We start from the raw sequence: 21,375 nt of genomic DNA, 5'->3' as shown, positions 1-21,375 counted from the left end.
ATCAAATGAGCTTTTATTTAACCGCAATTACCGAAATTTCAACGTTAACAAACTTTGGTAGTGCAGCTACCGCTACTGTTTCTCTAGCTGGAGCAGTATCTTCATTAAAATAGCTTCCGTATACTTCATTTACTTTTGAAAAGTTATTCATATCACTTAGAAAAATAGTCGTCTTAATAACATTTTCAAAAGTCATTTCCACCTCATCTAAAATGGCTTTAAGATTTTGCATTACCTGTTCTGCTTCTTTTTTGATATCATCCGTAACCAATTCTCCAGAAGTAGGATTAATCGCAATCTGACCAGAAGTATATAAAGTATTTCCGTTTAGAATAGCTTGACTGTAAGGTCCGATAGGTGCAGGTGCTTTAGAAGTCGTGATGATTTTTTTCATGATGTGTGTATTGTGTTATGTTATTTTGATTTATAAAACTTCAATTTATTTCCCTCAAAACTCAAACCTAAAGCTGTCTGTCTGGTTCTCTACGTTTATCGTATTTGATATCACTTAGAACAGAAGAAGAAATTCCTATGAAAAAGTTCCAGGAAGTCCTTTCGCTAAAAGGAATCCAATTAAAGCTCATATTCCAACTATCTAAATCCCTTTGGAATCTTAAATTAGTAAAAGTGAAACCAGGATTTTTGAGATCATACCCAGATGAAACACCAACGGTCCATTTAGGAGCTAACTCTACATCTCCAGAAAACATGATGGAGTGAGAAGATATCTCATTTTGTCGAGCATTATTGCTATAGTTGACAGTGTAAGATAGTCGTAATGACCAAGGGATTTTATAATTGTAATTTTTAACGTCCTTTTTCTCTGTATCTTTATTATTTTGACGATAACTTTGTTCTTCTCTAAAATCTGTTCCTCCGCCAAACAAATTATCCGGTCGACCACCATTTTGGAAGGTCTGGTTTGTGAGAGGATCCTCATTGGTTTTACCTTTTTCAAAATCTTTACTCGAGAAAGAATATCCAAAATTAGCACTAGCTCTGGTTAATCTAAAAAGACTACCTCCGTTATCAATATTCCAAACATCAATTTTACGATTATTATTATCTAATGCATATGGATCCAGTTCTGCACTAAAATTAATGTCTAGTTTATTCTGAACAATAGGAATATTTCCTGTTATTGATAAGGGACTTAATTGAAGTGAATCACCGGCAATATTATAAGCAGTTCTAAAGTTTAAATTATTAAGTAAAACCACTTTCTTGGGTTCGAGATCTGTAGTATCTTTACTCCGGACTTTAGCCTCTAAGTTATTGCTTAAGGAAAAACCAATACTACTAGAAAATGTATTACTAGGGGCACCAAAGAATCCACCTTCAAATCTAGAGTACTCTACTACTTCTTCCTCGTTAATATCCAAAGTTGCAGGGTTATCTGTAATCGTGTATTCGTCATAAAACTGATCAAATGCAGGGTTAATACTATAGCTAACACTTGGTCTCATTGTATGACGAATAGCTTGTATTTTTTTGTCTTTCTTAAAATTGAATGTTCCGTAAATCGTGGTTCCTAAACTGGTAGAGAAATTATAGGTTCTAAAAGCATCAAAACCTGCAATAGTATCTCTAACTACTTCTCCAGCACCGTCATTAGCATCCGGATCATAACTTTGCTCTATCGTTTCGAATACCCAGTTTTCTTGGAAACTTGTACCCATAGTCGCACTTAAATACTTAAAGATTTTAAAGTTGGTACTAATCGGAATAGAATGTTGCATTCCAATTCTAGCGTCATTAAACATATCTCCAGTAAATAAATCATCATCATTGGTAGTAATGCGGTTCTCACCTCTAAAATTATATTGGGTGTTGATATTTTGAATAATACCTTTTTTTACACCAACTTTTGGAGCAAAAGGAAATATCCTTGAAACACTTGCATTTACATTAGGCAGTGATAGGTTAACTTCTTGTGTGTTTGTATTGGAGTTATGATTTGCAGCAACATTCAAATTCACCTGAGGATCTCCCTGAAAAGTTTTGGAATAGGAGATAGATGAACTTAACTGGTTATTCAAGAAATTTCCTGTGTTTAACTGATTGGTAGACTGCTGGAAGAAGTCGCTGCTTCCAAAATTGACAGATGCCGAAAATCTAGAGTTTGGATTGGATTTGGCATCTTGCGAATGTGTCCATTGGATATTATAGGTAGTTCTCTGAGCAAAGTCAGGAAAACCTCGTTCGCTAGTTAGGTTGTTCTCAAATCGAAATCTCAAATTACCTCTATATTTATAGCGAACAGCATAAGATGTTTCGGCTAATAGTGTATAACTCCCATTGGTATAATAATCACCGGTAACAGTAAGATCAGCATAATCACTCAAAGCAAAATAATACCCACCATTTTGTAAAAAATATCCTCTGTTATTTTCTTCTCCATAACTAGGAATGATAAATCCTGAGGTTCTTTTTTCTTGTAAAGGGAAATAACCAAAAGGTAATCCTAAAGGAGTTGGTACATCCGCGATAAACATATTTACCAATCCTGTAACAATTTTCTTTTTTGGTACTAGTTTGATTCTTCTGGCGTAGAAGTAATAATCTGCATTATCAACATCTTCTGCGGTGGTAAACTTTACATTACTCATGTATATAACAGAGTCATTAACTCTTTTAGAAACTTCACCTTTTACATTCATTTCACCTTGTTTGGTTCTAGAATTATAAATAAGTGCTTTTTCTGTATCAAAATTAAATCGAATAGAATCAGGTTCAACTACATTTTGTGCTTGTTTAAAAACAGGGGTTTGTGTATAATCTCCTACAGAATCTTTAATACCATAGGCGTATACCTCGTTTTTAGAATTGTCTACAATGATCAATCCAGCATTTATTTGCATTTCTCCATAGATGATTTCTGCTTCGTTGTAGAGGTACATTTTGTTTTCTCTACGACTTAATCTCATATAATCTTTGGACTTGTAAGTTACCTTATCTGTTAATAATTGTGGTGGTTCCACCACGCTATCTTTCTTTACAGTATCCTGATCTTTTTCATTTTCAAGGAGTTCCGTCTTAGGTTCGACATCCTTTTTGGGTAAGGTAATAGAATCCTTTGGAGATTGAATAGGTTTCTTTGTCGTTTTATCAAACTCTTGTGCAGTTGTATAACAAATACAAAATAGTGAAAAACTTAGTGAATAAAGTATGTTACGTACCGTTGTTTGCAATGGTTTATATCCTATTTTTGTAAAACTATGGCTTAGTTTTTGAAGTGCCAAAATTACATATATTTTTTATGTAGAGATTGTAATTGAGAAAAAAATAAATATTTCTATCAAATACGATACTCCAATGTTATTTTTTAAGAAACTATGTCGATTAAATTCCAAGATCATTAACCTTGTGATTTTAGAATTATTATACTAAATACGGAAACAATTTGGGAATGTTTCAAGCTAAGGGATAATTTTGATAATTATGAAAAAGAAAATTATATATAGCATTGTATCTGTAGCACTAATTATGGTGTCCTCTGGATTTGCTTTGATGTCCAGAATTTCTGATTCGAATACAGAAAAGTTTATCGTGGCTTTAGATGCTGGTCATGGAGGTGATGATCCGGGAAATAGAGGAAACGGATATAAAGAAAAAGATATTGCATTAAAAGTGGTCTTAGCCGTAGGAGCAGCATTAGAAAAAGACGATCGTTTTAAAGTGGTATACACAAGAAAGACCGACAAATTTATCGAACTTCATGAAAGAGGAAGGATTGCTAATAAAGCAAAAGCTGATCTTTTTGTTTCTATTCACTGCAATTCTCATAGGTCTCAAGCATATGGAACAGAAACTTTTGTTTTAGGATTGCATGCCAACGATGAAAATTTTAACGTAGCCAAAAAAGAGAATTCTGTTATTTTGATGGAAGACAATTATGAAGCGAATTACGATGGTTTTGATCCTAATTCTCCTGAATCTATTATAGGGCTTACCCTTATGCAAGAAGAGTATCTGGATCAAAGTTTAATTTTGGCAAGTTATATAGAAAAAAGATTCACGAATACTTTAAAAAGGAAGAGTAGAGGTGTAAAACAAGCCGGTTTTGTAGTATTACATCAGACATATATGCCAAGTGTATTAGTGGAGCTAGGTTTTTTAACAAATAATAAAGAAGGTAAATATCTAAATTCTAAAAAGGGACAAGATGATATGGCAAAATCCATCATTAAATCTATAGTTGATTACAAGGATAGTCTGGATGAAACGTATTATGTTCCTGAACCAAAAACCCCGGAGGTAGTCACCAATGATACCATAATAAAAACAGTTGATGAAGAATTATATGATGGAATCACTTTTAAAGTGCAAATTGAAGCTGGCTCAAACGATGTAGTTTTAGATCCAAAAAATTTCAATGGGCTGGATCAGTTATCAAAAGTTCAGTTTGGAGAGGTTTATAAATATTACTTTGGAAATACACCTAATTATAATTTAATCAAGGAGTTAAAAAATGTTGCTGTTGCTAAGGGATATACCTCTTGTTTTGTTGTTGCATTTAAGAATAATGAGATAATTCCATTAAGTGAAGCCCTGAAAACTAATACTTCATCGAATTAATCTAAATAAATACTGATAAATCGTTCGTTAATAATCTTTGGAAGTATATTTTTTATTCTAAATTTGTGTCCTAAATATATGCTATTTTGAAATTTACTCGAGAAGTTAAAACTGGAATTTTAGCATTATCTGCTATAGCCCTTCTGATATTTGGATATAGTTTTTTAAAAGGAAAGAACCTTTTAGAATCTGATCGAACATTTTATGCGGTATATGATAATGTGGAGGGACTAATACCTTCCTCTCCAGTAACCATTAATGGATTGGTTGTAGGAAAGGTTGTTTCTATCAATTTCGCTGATACCAAAGGTAATCTTATTGTAGAATTTAACGTAAGTAGCGATTTTTCCTTTTCTAGAAATAGTGAAGCCATGGTGTATGGTGGTGATCTGATAGGAGGTAAGTCTTTAGCTATTAACCCAATTTACGAAGTAGGAAAAGAAGCAAAAGATAAAGATACCTTGCCAGGAAGAGTAAAAGCTGGTTTACTAGAATTGGTAAATGAGCAACTTACTCCTTTACAATTAAAGCTTGAATCAGCCATTAAAGACGCAGATACGTTATTAACTTCTGTAAACGGAATTTTATCTGTAGATAATAAAAACAATCTAAATTCCATCTTTAAAGATTTAAGCATTACTGTTCGAAACTTCAAGGGAGCTTCAGGATCATTAAATAATATTTTATCAGGTAATGAAGATAAGTTAAATACTACGCTTTCTAATCTAGATAAGATGTCTACTAATTTAAATCAATTCTCAGATTCGTTATCAAAAGTAAATATTGGTAAATTGGTGAATGATTTAGATGCGGTGTTAGCAAATTTTGATAAAATTTCTAAAGATTTAGAAGTAGGAAAAGGAACAGCAGGGAAGCTATTAAAGGATGATCAGCTTTATAACAATTTAGATAGAGCTAGTAAAGAACTAGAATTACTACTTCAAGATCTTAGATTACATCCTACTAGATATGTAAATATTTCGGTTTTTGGTAAAAAGAACAAACCTTATGTAAAACCGGCAGATTCAATAAACTAACTATCACTAAACTATGCAATATATTCCAAATATCATTTTTGTAATTATCCTAATCGCTGGAATAGGATATTTTGCAAAAAATGTTCGTAAGCTTATTCGTAATATAAAATTGGGTAAAGATGTAGATCGAACGGATAATAAAAAAGAACGTTTTAATAATATGGCTCGTATCGCTTTGGGACAATCCAAAATGGTAAGGAGACCTATTGCTGGTATTCTACACATCATTGTGTATCTAGGTTTTATTATTATTAATATCGAAGTTCTGGAAATTATTATAGATGGTATTTTTGGAACACATAGAATTTTTGCATTTCTAGGAGGTTTATATGACTTTTTAATTGGTTCATTCGAGGTGTTAGCCCTGTTAGTATTGGTAAGTGTATTTATTTTCTGGATTAGAAGAAATGTTATCAATATTCGTAGATTTAAAACGCTAAAAGGATGGCCTAAAAATGATGGTAATATAATTCTGTATTTCGAGGTTGTTCTAATGACCCTGTTTTTAACAATGAATGCTGCAGATTTACAATTACAAAATTTAGGAGCTGATCATTACGTAAAAGCAGGAGCATATCCAATAAGTCAATTTATATCACCATTATTTGATGGGATGTCTGAAGGTTCCCTAATTCTTTTAGAACGAGGAGCATGGTGGATGCATATTATTGGTATTTTAATTTTCCTTAATTATCTATACTTCTCTAAACATCTACATATTCTTTTAGCATTTCCTAATACTTATTATGGAGATTTAAATCCTAAAGGACAAATGGATAACCTAGAAGCGGTAACGAACGAAGTAATGTTAATGATGGATCCAAACGCAGATCCGTTTGCAGCTCCAGCGGGTGACGAACCAGAAGGGGAGCCTGAAAAATTTGGTGCATCCGATGTAACAGATTTAAATTGGGTACAATTGTTAAATTCTTACACTTGTACGGAGTGTGGGCGTTGTACCAGTGAATGTCCTGCAAACCAGACTGGCAAGAAGTTATCACCTAGAAAGATTATGATGGATACCAGAGATCGACTTCAGGAAGTAGGAGATAATATCGATAAGAACGGTAGCTTTGTAGATGATGGTAAGCAATTATTAAATGATTATATCACAACTGAAGAATTATGGGCTTGTACTAGTTGTAATGCTTGTGTAGAAGCTTGTCCAGTGAGTATAAGTCCATTGTCTATTATTTTAGATATGAGAAGATATTTGGTCATGGAGCAAAGTGCTGCGCCTTCAGACCTAAATAATATGATGTCCAATATCGAAAATAATGGAGCACCATGGCCATTCAACCAAATGGACAGATTAAATTGGAGTCAAGAATAAAAATTAAATATTATTAACCATAACTATTAACCGAAAACTTTTAAAAATTAAGAGAATCTAGAAATTATGAAGAAGGAAGAAGTAGAGAAATTATTGCATGAAAAGATTGAAGCTGGAGAACATATAAGTCCAGTTTTACCAGAAGGTATTAAAAATTATCTCATCGATATTGATGGGACAATTACAGAAGATGTTCCTAACGAAGAACCAGAGCGTATGGTTACTTGTGAGCCTTTTCCAGATGCTTTAGCAACCTTAAATAAATGGTATGAAGAAGGACATATTATTTGTTTCTTTACTTCTAGAACAGAAGAGCATAGAGAGGTTACCGAAACTTGGTTAAATAAGCATGGGTTCAAATACCATAGCTTATTAATGGGTAAACCAAGAGGTGGAAACTATCATTGGATAGATAATCATTTAGTAAAAGCTACTCGATATACTGGTAAATTTACAGAACTAGTAGAGAGAGTAGTTACCATCGAGGTTTTTGATGATGGAAAACACGATTAATAAATTTTTGTAAGACATCTTTTCTAACAAAAACGATGTATATAAATAATAAAACATATGAGTGAAGCAGTAAAGGTGCCAACAATGGCAGAGTATATGGCCGAAGGTAAAATGCCTGAGGTTTTATTTTGGGTAGGATGTGCTGGAAGTTTTGATGATAGAGCTAAGAAGATTACAAAAGCTTTTGTAAAATTACTTCATAGTTCCAAAGTAGACTTTGCTGTATTAGGAACTGAAGAAAGCTGTACTGGAGATCCTGCAAAAAGATCTGGTAATGAGTTTTTATTTCAAATGCAGGCAGTTACTAATATAGAAGTAATGAACGCCTATGAAATAAAGAAAGTAGTTACTGCCTGTCCTCATTGTTTTAATACCTTGAAAAATGAATACCCAGCGTTGGGAGGAAATTATGAGGTAATGCATCATGCACAATTTCTTAAGTCTCTTTTAGATGAAGGACGATTAACGGTTGAAGGAGGAAAGTTTAAAGGTAAAAGAATAACTTTCCATGATCCATGTTATCTTGGTAGAGCTAATAATGTATACGAAGCTCCAAGAGATTTACTTAAGAAATTAGAAGTAGAACTTACAGAAATGAAACGAAGCAGACGCAATGGTTTGTGTTGTGGAGCTGGTGGAGCACAGATGTTTAAAGAGCCTGAACCAGGTAATAAAGATGTAAATATCGAAAGAACAGAAGATGCTTTAGAAACAAAACCAGATATTATCGCTGCGGGATGTCCTTTTTGTAATACTATGATGACCGATGGAGTTAAGAATAAAGAAAAAGAAGATAGTATAGAAGTGTTGGATGTAGCAGAGTTAATCGCAAATGCTCAAGATTTATAGAAAGAATTTTTAAAGATTTCTAAAAATAAGTAAAGAGTTGATATGTTTGTTCATATTAACTCTTTTTTGTTGCAACAATTAGGAATACTTTTTGTTATTTTAGAGAATAAAAAGAAAGTAGATGTTAGTAGATTTTAATGAATTGCCAGATACGTCGAGAGTTTGGATATATCAGGCCAATAGATCTTTTACAAAAGAGGAATTAGAAGAAATACAAGAAAAGCTAGAGGTTTTTATAAATCAATGGACTGCCCATGGAGCAGATCTTAAAGCTGGCTTTGATATAAAATATAAGCGTTTTATTACCATTGCGTTAGATCAGGATCTAAATCAAGCAACAGGATGTTCTATCGATGCTTCTGTTCACTTTATTCAAAAGTTAGAAAACGATTATAAAGTAGATTTAATGGATAAAATGAATGTTTCTTATAAACAGGGAGAGTTTGTTGCTTATAAGTCTCTTACAGATTTTAGAAAAATGGTAAAAAATCGCTCTGTATCTCCTAATACAATTGTATTTAACAATCTGGTTACAAATATAGCGGAATATAAAACAGATTGGGAAGTACCAGCAAAAGATAGTTGGCATAACCGTTTTTTAAATTAGGATTAGTGAGTTGTATTTTTAGAAGATATTTTTCTGTTTTAGTTTTTATTTCCTCGGTATCAGTTTTTTCACAACACCCCGATACTCTTAATGTATCAGAACCGTTGTATGAGAAGAATACCGATTCTTTACCAGTGGAAGAGGTTTTGGAAAACATTACGGTTAGCCCATTGATTGTAGAGGATGAAAAGGATCGACAGCGATTTTGGGTAGATAGTATCTACAATAAAATGACTTTGAAAGAAAAAGTTGGCCAGCTTTTTATGGTGGATGTTTTTTCTTCTAAACCAAAGAAAGAAACTGATAAAATCAAAAGGTTAATCGAAGAATTTCATATTGGTGGGATTATATTTTCTAAAGGCGGTCCAAATCGTCAGGCAAAACTAAATAACGAGTATCAAGAGCTTTCTAAAGTACCCTTAATGATTGGGATGGATGCTGAGTGGGGATTAGCAATGCGATTAGATTCTACAAAAGCATTTCCCTGGAATATGACTTTAGGAGCTATTCAGGATAACAGCTTAATAGAAGAAACTGGTCAACAAATTGCCAAACATTGTAAGCGATTAGGAGTGCACATAAATTTTGCTCCTGTGGTAGATATGAATACCAATCCCAAGAATCCTATTATCGGAAATCGTTCTTTTGGAGAAGAAAAAGATAATGTAACAGAAAAAGCATTAGCTTTTATGAAAGGGATGCAAAAAGAGGGTGTCTTGGCAAGTGCAAAGCATTTTCCTGGTCACGGCGATACTGATAGCGATTCTCATAAAACACTACCGACAATTAATTTTGATGAAAAAAGAATTGATAGTGTAGAACTATATCCTTATCGCAAACTAATAAAAGAAGGATTGTCTAGTGTGATGGTAGCACATTTAAATATTCCAAGTTTAGAACCTAGATCTGGATACCCATCTTCTATTTCTGAGAATGTAGTAACCAATATATTACAAGATAGTCTTAATTTTGAAGGGTTGGTAATAACCGACGCTCTTAATATGAAAGGAGCCTCTGATTTTAAAGCGCCTGGAGATATCGATCTAGCAGCTTTTAAAGCAGGGAATGACATCTTGTTAATATCGGAAGATGTTCCTTTAGCATCTCAGAAAATTATTTCAGCGTATTATGCTGGAGAAATTTCAGAAAAACGATTATCACGTTCGGTTAAGAAGATTTTGATGGCTAAGTATAAAGTTGGTTTACATTCTTATAAACCAATCCAATCAGAATATCTTATCGAGGAGTTAAATAGTATTGCTAATGAAATATTACATCATAAACTGGTTGAGAATTCTTTGACTTTATTAAAAAATGAACGTGCTATTTTACCAGTTAAAAATTTAGACCTGAAAAAAATAGCATATGTATCCTTAGGTGATGATTCTGGTGAAGTTTTTTTAGAAGAGTTAAATAAATATACCAAAGTAGATTGGGTAAAAGGAAATCAATTACCTGATATCTTGGAGCAACTTAAAAACTATAATTATGTAATTGTAGGATTGCATAAATCAAATGCTAATCCTTGGAAAGATTACAGGTTTAAAGATAAGGAGCTTGTATGGTTGTACGAAATAGCTAGACTTAATAATACTGTGCTTAGTGTTTTTTCTAGACCCTATGCGATGTTAGATCTACAGACAACTACAAATTTCGAGGGTATTTTGATGTCATATCAAAACAGTAAGGTTGCTCAAGAAAAGGCAGCACAACTACTTTTTGGCGCTATCGAAGCAAAAGGTAAACTTCCAGTTAGTTTGGGGATGGATTTTCCGTTGGGAACAGGTTTAGAAACAAGGTCTTTAAAACGACTTGCATATGGAATTCCGGAAACGGTAGGAATGAATAGCCACAAATTACAACGCATAGATTCTGTTGTGAATATAGCGCTTAAAGAAAATATGACTCCAGGAGTGCAATTAATGGTAGCTAGAAAAGGGAAAGTAATCTTTAATAAGAATTATGGTTATCATACCTATGCGAAATCTAGAAAAGTCAGAGGATCTGATATTTATGACCTTGCTTCCTTGACAAAGATTCTTGCTACGCTACCGTTAACTATGGAATTAAAAGATAATGGGATTCTATCATTGGATAGTAGAGTAGGTGAATTATTACCTTCTTTTCAAGATTCGAATAAGAAGGATATCACAGTGCGCTCTATGTTGTCTCATTATGCGCGTCTAAGAGCATGGATTCCATTTTTTCTAAAGACCTTGGATAGCGTTACCACAAAACCTGATAAAAAGTACTATAGAAATAAACGCTCAGATGATTATAATATTAGAGTCACAGGCAATTTGTATTTAAGAAGTGATATGAAAGATTCCTTGATGCTACGTATCAAAGACAGTGAGCTTCGTAAGAGACTGAGTTATAAATATAGTGATCTTCCTTATTATATGATGAAATCTTTTATCGAGGATCATTATGGGAATAATTTAGATGCATTAACTCAGCAACATTTTTACAGAGGAATAGGAGCGAGTAATATGGGGTATCTTCCTATTAATAGATTCAAGAAAAAGCGTATTGTTCCTACCGAAAATGATCAGGCGTATCGCAAAGAAATAATTCATGGATACGTACATGATCAAGGTGCAGCAATGTTTGGAGGGATTGGAGGGCATGCAGGCTTATTTGCCAACGCTAATGATGTCACCAAAATAATGCAGATGTATTTAAATGGAGGGTATTACGGAGGAAAACAATACATTTCTCCAGAAACTATTGCTGAGTTTAATACCTGTTCCTACTGTCATAAAAAAGTAAGACGTGGAGTGGGGTTCGATAAACCTCAGTTAGGAGATATAGGGCCTACTTGCGGTTGTATATCTATGAATAGTTATGGTCATAGTGGCTTTACCGGAACATTTACCTGGGCGGATCCGGATGAAGAAATAATTTACGTATTCCTGAGTAATAGAACATTTCCCGATTCTGCCAATCGAAAATTAATTTCTAATGATATTCGATCCGAGATTCAGAGGTTAATTTACGAGGCGATAAATTATTAAAATTAACCACTAACCTAATATTTAAAATTAATAGTATTATGAAAACAAAGGTTTCAGGATACGGACCTGAATTTTCCAGAATTGTTGCAGGATGCATGAATTGGGGAACTTGGGGCGCAAATCTTAGTGCAGAACAATCGTTACAATTAATAGAAGATTGTATTTCTATTGGAGTAACTACTTTTGATCATGCAGATATTTATGGTCATTATACTACTGAAGCGTTGTTTGGAGAGGCTTTGACCAACAATAAATCATTACGGGAAAAAATACAGATTGTTACCAAATGTGGTATTAGATTGGTAACTCCCAATAGACCAGATAATCGGATCAAGTCTTATAAAACTACAAAAGACTATGTTGTAAAATCCGTAGAACAGTCTTTAAAAAACTTACAAACGGATTATATAGATATGCTATTGATTCATAGACCTAGTCCTATAATGAATCCAGCAGAAATTGCAGAGGCTTTCGAGCAGCTTAAATCTGAAGGCAAAGTATTGCATTTTGGAGTTTCTAATTTTACAACATCCCAGTTCAAAATGTTACATGGTTTTTTTCCTTTGCAAACAAATCAGATAGAAATTTCGCCATTGCACCTAACACCTTTTGTTGACGGTTCTTTAGATCAATGTATACAATATGGAATAAAACCTATGGCGTATTCTACATTGGCAGGAGGGAAGTTTTTTGCTAAAAACCCCGAGGATAGTGTGTTCAGAATCAATACTGTTGTTAGTGACTTATCGAATAAATATAATGTTTCAGCGGATCAGATATTAACCTCTTGGTTATTAAAACATCCTTCAGGAATACTTCCTATAATTGGATCTACTAAAATAAATCGAATTCAATCTGCTGTAGATTCATTACATGTTCAAATCTCTGATGAAGAGTGGTTTCGAATTTGGGAAGCTTCTACAGGACATGAAGTAGCGTAATAAGTTTATCTTATTGTTTTCTAGATAATTTTGTCGCTAATTTCGATGCGATTAAAATATTTTAAAGAAAAATTAAAAAAAAACAGAAAATCGGGGTAACATATTTGACTCAAATGATACTTATATATAGCAAACATTGATTTTGATAAATAAGGTAGGCATTTAATCAAAGAAACAATTTTGCTTATAAATCAATGACTACGGTTTCATAGGGGTATGTGTACCGTAGTCAGATTTTTTATAATGTATTGGTATTCAGTATGTCTGTGTTTTTTTGATATAAAAACCCTTTTAAAAGTCAAGTTTTTTATTTTTTAATGATTGTGAATAACTATGCATGCATTGTTAATAAATTGTGCATAAAATTATTTTGTATTATTTTTTTGTGTAAATTTAGCGCACTAACAATTCGATCCTTATATGATTACATTCTAACTCAATGTAATCATAATGTTTAAAAAAGCAAGTCACAAATCGTCATTAATTTAAACTGCTTACCCCTATAATGAACAACTACAAGCTCACGATTATTGGATTGGTATTGTCCATCTTCGTTTATTTCACCTCAGTTTTTTTAGAATTAGACATTTTTAAATATATCCTAATCGCTCTTTCTAAGATAGAACAGTTGCGATTCGATGAATTAATTCTACCCTTCTTAATTTTTGGTATTTTCTTAGCACTGGATGCACGCAGACGCATCAAAAAGATAAAATTAGAAAATGCAAAACTCCGAATTTATAAGGCAATGTTATCTTCTAGCCATCATATCTTAAATAATTTCATCTACCAGATGGATATCTTTAAGATTACAGCAGAAGATACTCCTGGGTTTGATGCCAAAACATTGGCGTATTATGAAGATATCATCAGCAATACATCGGATCAGATACACTCTTTAAGCAATCTGTCGAGTATCGATGAGTATTCTATACGTACCAGTGTAATGTCTGCTTAAGGTAAGTGTTATAAATTCAATTTACTTTCTTTCTTACTAATGTAAGTATCCATCATATTTGCCGACTTTAGAGCAAAAGTATTTGTATGGACATTATCGATTACCTATTGGGTAGGGGAGGATTTGCTATTTTGGCGTTGATCGTTGTTGTTATTCTACTATACAATAAGATTAAAGCGCGTAAACAGTTTGGAGTATCTAATAAAAAGAAGAGGAAGTAAATCATACTTCTATTACCAAAGGTTACTTTAATAAATAGAAATCAATAGTTGATTTCTTTTATCTTGAAAGGTTTTTCTGGCAACACGAAACATTTCGTAATAAAAATAAAATTGAAAAGTTTTATTTTTTGAAATAGTTAGTTTTTAACTAATTATATCGAACCAAATCTCTTATGTCATGAAAAAATACTGCTTTCTCTTAGCTATCTCTTTTTTAATATCTGCTTATACCAATCTTAGAGCCCAAAAAATAAACCTTCCTATAGAAGTTTTTGGCTTACCCGAAAATATTGCCGTTGCTAATACAGAATTGGAAGGTTTAAGCTTGAAACGTGCATTAGCAGAGATTAGATTTACCATAGATCAATCTATGTATGATCGCATACGAAACACCAATAACCTTTACTTGCAGATTAATAATGCTAGTTATGATGAAAAGGTGTCTATAAGTGTAAATCATACTACGTTTACCAGCTTACATAAAAATAATACCAGTATATATCCACAAGAGTTAGCCAGAGGAGGAATGGTGCATGGTGGTTATAATACTATAAGATTACATTTTACAAGTACAGATTTGAAGGTTGGTCAAAATTCAATTCGGTTTAGAATGAAAATCTCTGATGGTATTTCTAACGGATACCGAATCATAGATCTAGATCTTGTAGATAGTGGAGGAGCACGAATATTAAAAAATAGTGAGTATTATCTTCCTGCAAATCAGGTTTCAGAAGCTTCCAGAGTATACGGTGCAAGTTATTTTAACGAAGATGACCCTTTAACTTGGACAAATCCGTATACCGAATCCGGAATTTCTATCAGTCAATCTGCTTTATTAGATAGTATCTATAAAGGAAAAAGTTTATGGTATTATGGAAGAGGAGGAGATTTTGTATCCGAAACAGCTGGAGAAGATTTATGGAGTAATTATTTAACTAGTGGAAATAACGGTTTCTGGTATGGTTATGATTTAGGGAATTCTAGAAAGATCAAGGCCAAATGTACAGATTGTCATACGCATGATGGAAGAGATTTAGAGATTTTTTCATACTCAAATAAAGCGATTGTAGAAAGATCTAAGTTTCATCGATTAACAGAAGAAGAAGGTAAATTAATAGCTGCTTACATCCGTTCATTGTCAGACGCTGATGGTAACAAAAATAATATTCATAGATATGGACGTCCTTGGAATCCTCCATACCAACCGGGTACGGAGCTAAAAGACAAACCAATAAACGAATGGTCGGCAGGAGCTGGTTTAGAGGCTGTTTTGGGAAATGATAGCGATATGGCGCCCTACTTATTTGGTAAATCTTCTGGATTTACTCAAGCTGATATGGATGCTTTCTTTGATGCTGATAAATCTCCAGAAACCTATACACTTCCGTTACCAATTCAATTTCCTGATTGGAAACATTGGCTACCGATGATACATCCTATGGATGCCTACACAAAAAATAATTTCTACCAAACGACTTATGATGATCGTACTCCTTTTGTAAGTATTGTAAAGAGTTACTTAAATCCCCAGAAAGGATATGAAGTATTTAGAGAGCTATTAGAAAGCTATGCTACAAATAGCACGGCAGTTACTAAAAACATTAATTTATCGAGTTTATCACAAGATCAAATTAATGAATTAATGCAAGGGCATGTTAGGCATAGAGTACATTATCGTTTTTTTCAGGCACAGGTACTAAATTCAGATAATGAAAATATGAGTGGACATTGGAGAACAAGAACAGGTGATGGATTAAATTCCATCGCAGATCATGTCCCTCAGGTTTTCGCTGCAACCAGTATGGCTAGGTTGATGGCTGTGAAGAATTTTGAGTTTATGAATGAGTTTAGTCTACAAAATCAGGCAGCGAACTATCTAAATCCAGAAGATAATCCCTCGGATCATCAGTGGTTTGTTCCAGATTATGATAGTAAACATGTTTTCGAAATACCACCACATCTTACAGGATGTCTGGATGAAGGCGGATGCCAGAATTTTATGGGACAACCTAGAGAAACTGGGCAATATGAGTCTACCGCATGGTATCAATTGCAAATGATTCTTACACCTGGTTATGGTGTAAATTATGGAAATGGTCCTGTAGATTTTAATTACCAGCCAGAGTTTATATTAAGTTCTAGTAAATCCTCCGGAATTAATCAGCCACTTCGGTATTTTCATACGATTAATAATATGTATCAAGTAAAAACCTGGTCGGGAGATACCAATCCAAATGATGCCAGGGGTTTTCGAATTCGAGTGATGGGACCTTGGTACTTTTTTGGAAAAGAAGCAGATGCGGGAGCCTCTCAGCTTGCGGGACATGCACCGCTGGAGTTCGTAAAATCCGTTAATGAAATTGAAGGAGGGATGTTACCTCTAATTTTAAATGCACAGTTGAAACAGTTTTTAAAAGAAATTAATAAACCACGCAATAGGTTATATATTGTCGATAATTCTGATTTTAGTAGTAGTAATGAAAATTGGTGGCGCTATGATAACATGGAAAGCATTCCTGGAGGACCAGCTAGTAGAATAAAAGGAGGAAATGGTTCGCAGAATCTGGATTCTTGGAGCAAAACAGAAATATTTGATGTTACAAAAGCTATAAGTACCGAAGAACCAATGTATGCAGATCATATATATTGGGCATTAAAATCTGGAGAAGAATTAGGAGCAGATTGCGGGTTGTTAAATGAAGTAAAAGATTGGGCGAAACGTGCCTGGCCTAATATTAATAAATTGATTATTAAACATCAGAACAATATTTTAGGAGAAGAAACAATCAGTTGGGATACAGTTTTGTCTTGTAATATCTTGTCTACAGATGAAGTTGCTCATAAAATTGTTGGAATGTATCCAAATCCGGTTACTAATAGGCTGTATTTAGACGGGTTTAATCAAGGAAATAATAAGTATTTTATTTATAATATTTTAGGGCAACAGTTTTTGTCTGGTACTATTTCAGAAGATCTTTATACAATCGATGTAAGTTTATTGAATGCTGGTCCTTACTTCATTAAAATAAAAAACAAGACGGATAGTAACGTTTTTAAATTTATTAAGCAGTAGGAAGGATTCCGATACTTAGATTGTGAGTTTATTGGTAAAATATTTTTCTGTAAATTATGTAGTTGTTTTTTCAAAAAAGCTAAAAACAGAACCTCCATATTTTCTCGAATTCCTAAAGTTAGGAAGGTCTTCTAAGGATGTGTGCTTAGAATGTTCTATAATTAACACACCATCATCATTGAGCAATTCATTTTCGAATACTAACGCCGGTATTTTGGCAAACTCTTCAGCAGTAAAATCATAAGGTGGATCGGCAAAAATAATATCAGAAGTTTTTTTTACTTTTTCTAGATAGTTATATACATCACTTTTGATAGTATCTATAGAAAAATCAAGCTCTTTGGCAACACTTTTTATATATCCTACACATCCATAATGAGCATCTACTGCAGTAATATGCTCGGTTCCACGAGAAGCAAATTCATAGCTGATATTTCCTGTTCCGGCAAAAAGGTCTAACAAGGTAACTTCAGAAAAAGCATAATGATGATTAAGAATGTTAAATAGTCCTTCTTTAGCCATATCCGTTGTAGGGCGTACAGGTAGTTTTTTAGGTGCTTGTAATCGTTTTCCTTTATATTTTCCTGAGATAATTCGCATATTAAAAATGACTTAGTAACAAATAGTGTTCATGTTCATGAATGGTTGAGATCTCTTCTGAAAGACTAATAAGATTGCTTCTTTTTCCGAAACAAATATGTCTAATATAACTATACGCTATGGTATAGCAACTACTTGTTTGGGTAATGTCACCTAAAAAGATCAGTTCAAACTCTTCTGGGTTTAACCGAAGTTGTTCTGCAGCAAACATTACATAGTATAAAAAGTCTTCTTCGTTTGCATACGGATATGAGTTAGATAATAATAGTTTACCTTTTGAAGTGATTACTAGATCAAAAGATGCGTCATTCATATGGGCATATACTTTGATAGTATCGTTATTCTTTTCTTTTGCTAATAAATTGTCTACTAAAATTGTAGCTGCATGCTTATAGGTAAATGATCCAAATGTGTCGAAAAAGAAATTATTGATGTTTGCATAGGGGACATACACCACAATGATATCATGCTGATGTAGTTCATCGTAAGCAATAAAATCATTTTCTAATACTTTGATATTGTATTTTAAGTATTCTTTGAGTTGTTCTTCGTCAAACAAAGCTTTAGGTACGCAGGTATACAAGTCATTTTGATAAATAACTTCTATGCTTTCAAAATCCTTGTTAAATTTAGGGTGATGGTCAAATATATATTTGATTTTATCCAGTACTTGTTCTGGAGATAAATGAATCCCAAAATTATCTTGTTCTAAGGCAATGATTTCTTTTTCAGAATTTGCGATACAAAAAGAAAGTCCATTCAGGCTAACCTGAATGGACAATATATGTTTTTCATTACCAGAGGTGTTACTCTTCTGTGGTTGTAACGTTGGTGTCATAAATTTTTGGCCAGTTTCCTTTAGTATTAACTTCCTGCATAGAACCTACTGACAAGAAAGGTCCGTTTACTTCTTCAACAGAAACAACTTGCTTTTCCTGAAAAAGTAAATCTCTATCAAGATCGTGTAATAAAACATCTTTCGCTACTCTCGCTTCGAAAACACTTACACGAATACCATTTTTATCAATGAATCCAGCATCCAATTCAAAATTCGCATCTTTACCTTCTACAGGAACTTTCATCATGTTTTTATAACGATCACTTCCTTTAAATAAAGAATCTTTTACAGAAGCATAGCCAAGAGTATCAACTACAACAGTATCTTTTGGCTCATCAATTTGTAATATTTTATTAAATCTCACAAAACTTGAATCTCTACGCTGCGTAAGTGTAAATTTAGCAGTATCTATAAAAGCAATTAATTTAGTTGGATCTTTTTCGAATCTACCAACCACGGTTTTATGAGCTAATTCTGCTTGTCGGATATCTCTTAAGTTTTCAATGGCTTTCGCATAACGCGCTTCTTTAACTTTATTGAACCTTACAGGACCCATTACAGAATTAAATACCAGGTATCCCAAAACTCCGATAACTACCCATAGAACTAATTGAAGAACAATTTTCATTTTATAATTTAGCTTTTAGACATTAGTGTATACGCAAATCTACAATTTTTTTTTAATCGTAAAAGTTTATAGCCAAAAAATCATTGCTATCTTTGATTTATTAACAGATTATGGATTTACGGAACAAGAATTTTTCATGAGGGAAATAGAGTTTTATCAATTATTAAAAGATGATTTTCCTTTTGAACCTACTCTAAAACAGGATGTTGTACTTCAAAAACTTTCAGCTTTTATTTTATCAAGTAAAAAAGATGATCTTTTTTTACTAAAAGGGTATGCCGGAACAGGAAAAACTACTTTAATAGGTACTTTGGTAAAAAACCTATGGAAAGCAAAGTTAAGCTCCGTTTTATTAGCTCCCACAGGTAGAGCAGCAAAGGTAATTAGCAATTATTCTGGACGACAAGCCCAAACCATTCATAGGAATATTTATTATCCTAAAAAAACTAATAGCGGTGGTCTTGCTTTTCAACTAAAACAGAACAAGAAAAGGAATGCTATTTTTATCGTGGATGAAGCTTCCATGATACCAGATACACCAAGTGATAGTAAATTGTTTGAGAATGGTTCATTACTAGATGATCTAATGATGTTTGTTTATTCTGGTCATAATTGTAAGATCCTGTTTATAGGGGATACTGCACAGTTGCCACCAGTAAAGCTAGAAGTTAGTCCCGCTTTAGATCCTGACACCTTATCAATGGGATTTAATAAAGAAGTAACTCAAATAGAATTAGACGAAGTCGTAAGGCAAGCTGAAGATAGCGGTATACTCATGAATGCCACTAATCTTAGGGAATTATTAAATAGTGGGTTTTATGAATCTTTTCAATTCGATATTCAAGGATATCCAGATATTATTCGATTAGTGGATGGTCATGATATCATGGATGCTTTAAATGATTCTTATGCCAGCTCAGGACATGAAGAGTCTGTTATCATACTAAGATCTAATAAAAGAGCCAATATTTATAATCAACAAATTAGATCCAGAATCTTATTTCAGGAAGAAGAGTTATCTTCTGGAGATTATCTAATGGTGGTAAAGAATAATTATTTTTGGTTAGATAACAAAAGTGAAGCAGGTTTTATTGCAAATGGAGATATTATTAAAATTCTTGAAATTTATGCAATTAAAGAATTATATGGTTTTCGTTTTGCAGAAGTAAAAATTATGATGGTGGATTATCCTGATCAAAAGCCACTAGAAACGGTATTAATCTTAGATACCTTAACTACGGAGACTCCCTCATTATCATATGAAGATTCTAATAAATTGTATCAAGAGGTTTTAAAGGATTATGAAGATGAAAAATCTAAATATAAAAAGTTTTTAGGTGTAAAAAACAACAAGTTTTTTAATGGACTTCAAGTGAAATTTTCTTATGCCATCACTTGTCATAAATCTCAAGGAGGACAATGGGATACTGTTTTTATAGAACAGCCTTATCTTCCTGACGGAATTAATAAAGACTATCTACGTTGGTTGTATACGGCAGTGACCCGAGCGAAAGAAAAGTTATATCTTATAGGTTTTAAAGATGATTTTTTTATCGAAAATTAAAGTAAAAGTATATGCAAGAGACTATTTTGAGTATATGTTTAGGAGTTGGTTTAGCTGCTTCTGTAGGATTTAGAGTTTTTTTGCCATTGCTAGCGATCAGTATAGCAGGGCATTATGGAGTTATTCCTTTAAATTCAGAATGGGAGTGGGTAGGGAGCAATACTGCTTTAATCGTTTTATCTATAGCAACAGTAGTAGAGATATTAGCTTACTATATTCCATGGTTTGATAATTTACTCGATACCATAGCGATTCCACTTGCAGCGATTGCAGGAACAGCTGTCATGGTTTCTACTGTAGCTAATTTGAGTCCTGTAGTTACTTGGGCACTTGCAATTATTGCTGGTGGAGGAACAGCGGCAACAGTAAAAAGTACCATGGGAGCATCGCGTTTAACATCCTCTGCTACAACTGGAGGATTGGCAAATCCAGTAATTGCTACGGTAGAAACCGGAACTGCTACCGTTATGTCGATATTATCGGTATTTCTTCCGTTGGTGGCTATCATTATGGTAATAGCGTTGTTTTTTGGTTTAAGAAAAGTTTATAAGAAACTATTCAGGCACTCTTCTTGAAAATCGATTTAAAAAAGTTATTTTTGACCCGAAAAAGCAAGCA

17 protein-coding genes are annotated in these 21,375 nt (G+C 33.2%); 12 read left to right on the top strand and 5 right to left on the bottom strand.

Annotated elements, in window-relative coordinates; translation table 11 throughout:
• Positions 1-13: 13 nt before the first annotated feature.
• Together ABD077_RS13270 and ABD077_RS13265 are read right to left on the bottom strand one after the other, a co-directional pair.
• A complete protein-coding gene (locus ABD077_RS13270) occupies positions 14-394 on the bottom strand; it encodes a RidA family protein (RefSeq protein WP_343912771.1) in 381 nt (126 codons plus the stop codon).
• Between the two features lie 67 nt (positions 395-461).
• Positions 462-3,242: a putative LPS assembly protein LptD gene (locus ABD077_RS13265; protein ID WP_343912770.1), complete on the bottom strand. Its 2,781-nt coding sequence runs from the start codon at positions 3,240-3,242 to the stop codon at positions 462-464.
• Between the two features lie 199 nt (positions 3,243-3,441).
• On the opposite strand from ABD077_RS13265, the gene ABD077_RS13260 reads away from it, so the two are divergent.
• From ABD077_RS13260 to ABD077_RS13215, 10 genes are all read left to right on the top strand, one after another.
• Positions 3,442-4,578, top strand: coding sequence for an N-acetylmuramoyl-L-alanine amidase family protein (locus ABD077_RS13260; protein WP_343912769.1), 1,137 nt, complete (start codon positions 3,442-3,444; stop codon positions 4,576-4,578).
• Between the two features lie 86 nt (positions 4,579-4,664).
• The gene (locus ABD077_RS13255) at positions 4,665-5,615 is read left to right on the top strand and encodes an MlaD family protein (protein ID WP_343912768.1); all 951 of its coding nucleotides are present in this window, start codon (positions 4,665-4,667) and stop codon (positions 5,613-5,615) included.
• A gap of 13 nt (positions 5,616-5,628) precedes the next feature.
• On the top strand, positions 5,629-6,948 hold the full coding sequence (locus ABD077_RS13250) for a 4Fe-4S dicluster domain-containing protein (protein WP_343912767.1): 1,320 nt from the start codon (positions 5,629-5,631) through the stop codon (positions 6,946-6,948).
• A 66-nt stretch (positions 6,949-7,014) separates the two neighbouring features.
• Positions 7,015-7,461 carry an LNS2 domain-containing protein gene (locus tag ABD077_RS13245; protein WP_343912766.1) on the top strand — a complete coding sequence of 149 codons (447 nt, stop codon included), beginning with the start codon at positions 7,015-7,017 and terminating at the stop codon, positions 7,459-7,461.
• Positions 7,462-7,518: 57 nt separating this feature from the next.
• Positions 7,519-8,310 carry a (Fe-S)-binding protein gene (locus ABD077_RS13240; RefSeq protein ID WP_343912765.1) on the top strand — a complete coding sequence of 264 codons (792 nt, stop codon included), beginning with the start codon at positions 7,519-7,521 and terminating at the stop codon, positions 8,308-8,310.
• Between the two features lie 121 nt (positions 8,311-8,431).
• Positions 8,432-8,917 carry an ABC transporter ATPase gene (locus tag ABD077_RS13235; RefSeq protein ID WP_343912764.1) on the top strand — a complete coding sequence of 162 codons (486 nt, stop codon included), beginning with the start codon at positions 8,432-8,434 and terminating at the stop codon, positions 8,915-8,917.
• 134 nt (positions 8,918-9,051) lie between these two features.
• Positions 9,052-11,934: a serine hydrolase domain-containing protein gene (locus tag ABD077_RS13230; protein WP_425545865.1), complete on the top strand. Its 2,883-nt coding sequence runs from the start codon at positions 9,052-9,054 to the stop codon at positions 11,932-11,934.
• A 38-nt stretch (positions 11,935-11,972) separates the two neighbouring features.
• Positions 11,973-12,875 (top strand): aldo/keto reductase, encoded by a 903-nt coding sequence (locus tag ABD077_RS13225; protein WP_343912763.1) that lies wholly within the window; start codon positions 11,973-11,975, stop codon positions 12,873-12,875.
• 505 nt (positions 12,876-13,380) lie between these two features.
• Complete coding sequence (locus ABD077_RS13220) at positions 13,381-13,833, top strand: hypothetical protein (protein WP_343912762.1); 453 nt, start codon at positions 13,381-13,383, stop codon at positions 13,831-13,833.
• Between the two features lie 399 nt (positions 13,834-14,232).
• The gene (locus tag ABD077_RS13215) at positions 14,233-17,127 is read left to right on the top strand and encodes a T9SS type A sorting domain-containing protein (RefSeq protein WP_343912761.1); all 2,895 of its coding nucleotides are present in this window, start codon (positions 14,233-14,235) and stop codon (positions 17,125-17,127) included.
• A 54-nt stretch (positions 17,128-17,181) separates the two neighbouring features.
• On the opposite strand, the gene ABD077_RS13210 is transcribed toward ABD077_RS13215, so the two are convergent.
• The 3 genes from ABD077_RS13210 to ABD077_RS13200 are packed head-to-tail and all read right to left on the bottom strand — an operon-like array spanning position 17,182 to position 19,193.
• Positions 17,182-17,727, bottom strand: a complete 546-nt coding sequence (locus ABD077_RS13210) for an RsmD family RNA methyltransferase (RefSeq protein ID WP_343912760.1) — start codon at positions 17,725-17,727, stop codon at positions 17,182-17,184.
• A gap of 1 nt (position 17,728) precedes the next feature.
• Positions 17,729-18,565 (bottom strand): DUF3822 family protein, encoded by an 837-nt coding sequence (locus ABD077_RS13205; RefSeq protein WP_343912759.1) that lies wholly within the window; start codon positions 18,563-18,565, stop codon positions 17,729-17,731.
• Positions 18,534-19,193: a hypothetical protein gene (locus ABD077_RS13200; protein ID WP_343912758.1), complete on the bottom strand. Its 660-nt coding sequence runs from the start codon at positions 19,191-19,193 to the stop codon at positions 18,534-18,536. Before ABD077_RS13200 ends, ABD077_RS13205 begins: the two co-directional genes overlap by 32 nt.
• Before the next feature lie 136 nt (positions 19,194-19,329).
• Here ABD077_RS13200 and ABD077_RS13195 point away from each other — a divergent pair, with 136 nt between their 5' ends.
• Entirely contained in the window at positions 19,330-20,757 is a 1,428-nt protein-coding gene (locus ABD077_RS13195; protein ID WP_343912757.1) for an ATP-dependent DNA helicase, read from the top strand.
• A gap of 11 nt (positions 20,758-20,768) precedes the next feature.
• Positions 20,769-21,332 carry a DUF4126 domain-containing protein gene (locus ABD077_RS13190; protein ID WP_343912756.1) on the top strand — a complete coding sequence of 188 codons (564 nt, stop codon included), beginning with the start codon at positions 20,769-20,771 and terminating at the stop codon, positions 21,330-21,332.
• Positions 21,333-21,375: the final 43 nt, after the last annotated feature.

Source organism: Aquimarina litoralis, from assembly GCF_039523995.1.
Taxonomy (GTDB): domain Bacteria; phylum Bacteroidota; class Bacteroidia; order Flavobacteriales; family Flavobacteriaceae; genus Aquimarina; species Aquimarina litoralis.
Note: the sequence above shows the minus strand (reverse complement) of the source record. Positions and strands in the feature narration are given on the sequence as shown.